The 4,000-nt window shown below is 72.6% G+C and carries 4 protein-coding genes; all 4 read right to left on the minus strand.

Going from position 1 to position 4,000, the window contains the following annotated elements:
- Positions 1-494, minus strand: a 494-nt coding sequence (locus AC08OO_RS12615; RefSeq protein WP_476618534.1) for an EAL domain-containing protein, incomplete at its 3' end; no start/stop codon positions are given.
- Positions 495-603: 109 nt separating this feature from the next.
- Positions 604-1,515, minus strand: a complete 912-nt coding sequence (gene miaA / locus AC08OO_RS12620; RefSeq protein WP_476606186.1) for a tRNA (adenosine(37)-N6)-dimethylallyltransferase MiaA — start codon at positions 1,513-1,515, stop codon at positions 604-606.
- Positions 1,512-2,312 carry a class III extradiol dioxygenase subunit B-like domain-containing protein gene (locus AC08OO_RS12625; RefSeq protein ID WP_476610172.1) on the minus strand — a complete coding sequence of 267 codons (801 nt, stop codon included), beginning with the start codon at positions 2,310-2,312 and terminating at the stop codon, positions 1,512-1,514. The genes miaA and AC08OO_RS12625 overlap by 4 nt, the downstream gene beginning before the upstream one ends.
- The gene (gene miaB / locus AC08OO_RS12630; RefSeq protein WP_476610171.1) at positions 2,309-3,925 is read right to left on the minus strand and encodes a tRNA (N6-isopentenyl adenosine(37)-C2)-methylthiotransferase MiaB; all 1,617 of its coding nucleotides are present in this window, start codon (positions 3,923-3,925) and stop codon (positions 2,309-2,311) included. The genes AC08OO_RS12625 and miaB overlap by 4 nt, the downstream gene beginning before the upstream one ends.
- Between the last annotated feature and the right edge of the window lie 75 nt (positions 3,926-4,000).

Raw genomic sequence — 4,000 nt, forward strand, 5'->3', positions numbered from 1 at the left:
CGGGGCACCATCGGCGCGGCGAGTCCGAGGGTCTGCTCGCTGAACTCAAGGCCGATCGCCCCGGCCGGCAGCACCCGGCCCGAGACGAGCCGGTCGACCTCGGCCGCGAAGGCGAGGCTGGCAAGCTGGCGGCCATCGATGTTCACCCACAACCGGGGCGGGCGGATCGGCGTCCCGACCGCCATCCGATGCCAGGTGCGCGCCTCGGTCACGGCCATCCGCAGCACCCACTGGTCCACCTGATGGACGAGGCCCGCGGCCGCTGCGATCGGCATGAAATCCGCCGGACCCAGCACCCCGCGTTCCGGGTGCAGCCACCGCGGATGGGCCTCCATCCCCGGCACCGACCCGTTGCGCAGGTCGACCTCCGGTTGGAAGTGCAGCCGCAGCGAACCATCGTCGAAGGCGGCGTAGAGCGCGGGGACGAGAGTCAGGTCGGGTGGGGTACCAGCATCGTCGGGTGGGGTACCAGCATCAGAGGTGGGCGCGGTCACATCGATCTCTCCAGACGCCGTGCGGGACCGGCCGCCGCGCACCGGTCACCGGCGACGCCGCGCATTGGCGGCGGCCCGATCGACCCCGACCCGGTCGGCCGATCACCCGTCAGAGCGAACCCACCAGCCGTCGCACCTGGGTGACATCTGGTTGGTCCAACCAGGCTATCCGGTTATCCCGCCGGAACCAGGACCTTTGTCGACGGGCAAAGCGCCGCGTCGCCGTAATTGTGGCGAGCTTGGCCTGTTCGGCGGAGTCCATTGCGCCGTCGAACCAGGCCAGAACCTGGGCATATCCCAGTGCGCGAGACGCGGTTCGGCCTTCCCGCAGGCCGCATTCCACCAACCTTCGCACTTCGTCAGGAAAACCAGCACCCCACATTTTCTCCACCCGGTCCGTAATCCGTCGGTCGAGATCGGGGCGATCCACGCCGATCTGCACGACCTCATAGACCGAGCGGTGCTCCGGCAGGGTGGCCGTGAAGGTTCCGGTGAGCTCGACGACCTCCAGGGCACGCACGATCCGCCGGCCGTTGCTGGGCAGGATCGCCGCGGCGGCCTGCGGTGCCCGCGCGGCCAGCCGGTCGTGCAGCGCCGGGGCGCCGACGCGGGCCAGTTCCTCCTCCCACCGCGCCCGGACGCCCGGATCGGTCCCCGGGAAGGCCAGATTGTCAAGAACCGCGCGGACGTAGAGCCCGGAACCGCCGACCAGCACCGGAATGCGCCCGGCGGCGAGCAGGCCGTCGATTATCCGGCGGGCGTCCGCCTGGAAGCTCGCGACGTCCGCGGGATGCGTCACGTCCCACACGTCGAGCAGATGGTGGGGCACCCCGCGACGCTCCGCCTCGGGAACCTTGGCGGTACCGATGTCCATCCCGCGGTAGAGCTGCATCGAGTCCGCGTTCACCACCTCGCCGCCGAGGGCGAGCGCGATCTCGATGCCGAGGTCACTCTTGCCGCCGGCGGTCGGCCCCACGACCGCCACCACCGGTCCCCGGCGCGGTTCCTTCTGCCTGTTCATCCTCGCTCGGCAACATCCCGTGTCCAGAGGGCAACCAGATAGCCGACACCGTACGGCGCGTCGTCATACCGGAGGTCACTGTTCCATGACCCCGGGCCCAGGGACCCCGGGCCCAGGGACCCCGGGCCCAGGCCGTCCCGGGTCGCGGCGAGCAGGGCGCCGGCCAGGACCTGCCAGGACGCCCGGCCCGCGGCGAGCAGCTCCCGGGCCAACCCCGGGTCCAAGGCGAGCAGACCGGCCGGGTCCCCTGCGGCCAGCGCCGCGGCGGCGGTCGCGTCGAACGCCGCGGCCCGTGGATCCAACCCGCCGGGAGCCTTCAGCGTGCGACAGGCCGAGCCGTCGCCCATCACGAGCAGGGCGAGGCGCTCCTGCGGAGCGGAGCCCACGACCAGCCGCGATCCGAGTGCGACGGCCCCGTCCGGGGAGATCTCCGCGGGCACCCCGACGGCGGTGCGGGCGCCGGGCCAACCGACGGCGCCCAGCAGCCAGGCGCCGATCGTGATCGACAACGGTAGGACAGACGACGACAGGACAGACGACGGCTCGGGGGCCGGCGCGGTCGGGCCAAGATCTACCCGGAGATCCACCCCGAAGCCGGCCAGCGACCCGGACGCGGCGGGGCCGTAGGACACCTCGGTCGCCGCGTCACCCACCACCACGATCGTGTCCGGCTCGGCGGCACACAGCAGGCGCACCGCGTCCACCGCGACGGCCCGCGCCTCGACCGGCTCACCACGGCCGACCTCGGGAACCAGCAACGGAGGATGAGGACAGACCGCGGCGGCGACGAGGGTCATCGACGTACCGGAGTACAGCAGGCGTCCGCGCCGGCCAACGCCGCGTCGGCCGGCGCCGGGCCGACGGGATCGGGCGAGGACGACCGCAGGGACGGGATGCCCAGGGTGACGATCGGCCGTCCGCCTGCCGGCTGCTGCGCGGCTGCCGCACCGCCACCGTCACGCCCGAGCGCCCACGCGTCCCCCGCACGGGTCGCCCGGTGGGACCGCAGGGGGCCGTCGGCGGTGAGGTGATGGGGTGCCCCCCGCGTCACCACCGTCTCGACGACGTCGCCCGGGCGCACCGTAGGCGCGACCGCCACCGCGACCGCGGGCGCGGCGCAGCCCGCCCTCGGGCCCGAGCCGGTGGACGAGCTCGCGGCCTCGTCCGCACGGAAGTGCACGAGCCGTCCGTCCCGAGCCCGGCCGGACATCCGGCCGGTGGCGCCGTCCTTGCGCCCCTCCCCCTCCGAGACCAGCACCTCGACCCGCCGGCCGACCAGGGCCCGGTTCTCCGCCCAGGAGATCTCGTCCTGCAGGGCCACCAGCCGGGTATACCGGTCGGCCACGGTCGCCCGGTCCACCTGGGCGTCCATGGTCGCTGCCGGGGTGCCCGGGCGAGGCGAGTACTGGAAGGTGAAGGCGCCGGAGAACCGGGCCGCCCGCACCACGTCGAGGGTGTCGGCGAAGTCCGCCTCGGTCTCGCCAGGGAAGCCGACGATGATGTCGGTGGTGATGGCCGCGTCGGGCATGGCCGCCCGCACCCGCTCGACAATGCCGAGGAAACGGTCCCGACGGTACGAGCGGCGCATGCGGCGCAGCACGGTGTCCGACCCGGACTGCAACGGCATGTGCAGCTGGTGGCACACGTTCGAGGTGGTCGCCATGGCCTCGATGACGTCGTCGGTGAAGTCGCGCGGATGCGGCGAGGTGAAGCGGACACGTTCGAGACCCTCGACGCGACCGCAGGCGGCCAGCAGCTTCGCGAAGGCACCGGGATCTCCCAGCGAGCGCCCGTAGGAGTTGACGTTCTGCCCCAGCAGTGTGATCTCCAGGGCGCCCTCCGCGACCAGGGCCTCGACCTCGGCAAGCACGTCGCCCGGCCGGCGGTCACGCTCGCGGCCACGCAGGCTGGGAACGATGCAGAAGGTGCAGGTGTTGTCACATCCCACGCTGATGCTGACCCAGGCCGAGTGATGGCTGGCCCGCCGGGTCGGCAGGGAGCTCGGGAAGACCTCCAGGGCCTCGGCGATCTCGACCTGGGCCGCCGCGTTGTGCCGCGCGCGCTCCAGCAGCACGGGCAGTCGGTGCAGGTTGTGCGTGCCGAAGACCACGTCAACCCAGGGCGCCCGGTCGAGGATCGCGGCCCGGTCCTTCTGGGCGAGGCAGCCCCCGACCGCGATCTGCATGCCCGGATGGCCCTTCTTCACCGGGACTAGCTGGCCGAGGTTGCCGTACAGGCGGTTGTCGGCGTTCTCCCGCACCGCGCAGGTGTTGAACACGACCACATCCGCCTCGCCGCCGGGATCGACCGGGGAGTAGCCGGCGGATTCCAGCAGCCCACAGAGCCGTTCGGAGTCGTGGACGTTCATCTGGCACCCGAACGTGCGGACCTCGTAGCTGCGGCCGTTCACCCGACCAGCCTACGGCGCGTGCACCGGGCCGGAGCCGGGTCTGGGGTCTGGGCTGGGTTGGGGCCTGGGCTGGGT

This window comes from Frankia sp. CeCAU1 (genome assembly GCF_977971845.1).

Bases quoted from the DNA above. Each gene is read 5' to 3' on its own strand.
- miaA (WP_476606186.1), bottom strand. From the start codon at position 1,515: ATGAACAGGCAGAAGGAACCGCGCCGGGGACCGGTGGTGGCGGTCGTG.
- AC08OO_RS12625 (WP_476610172.1), bottom strand. From the start codon at position 2,312: ATGACCCTCGTCGCCGCCGCGGTCTGTCCTCATCCTCCGTTGCTGGTT.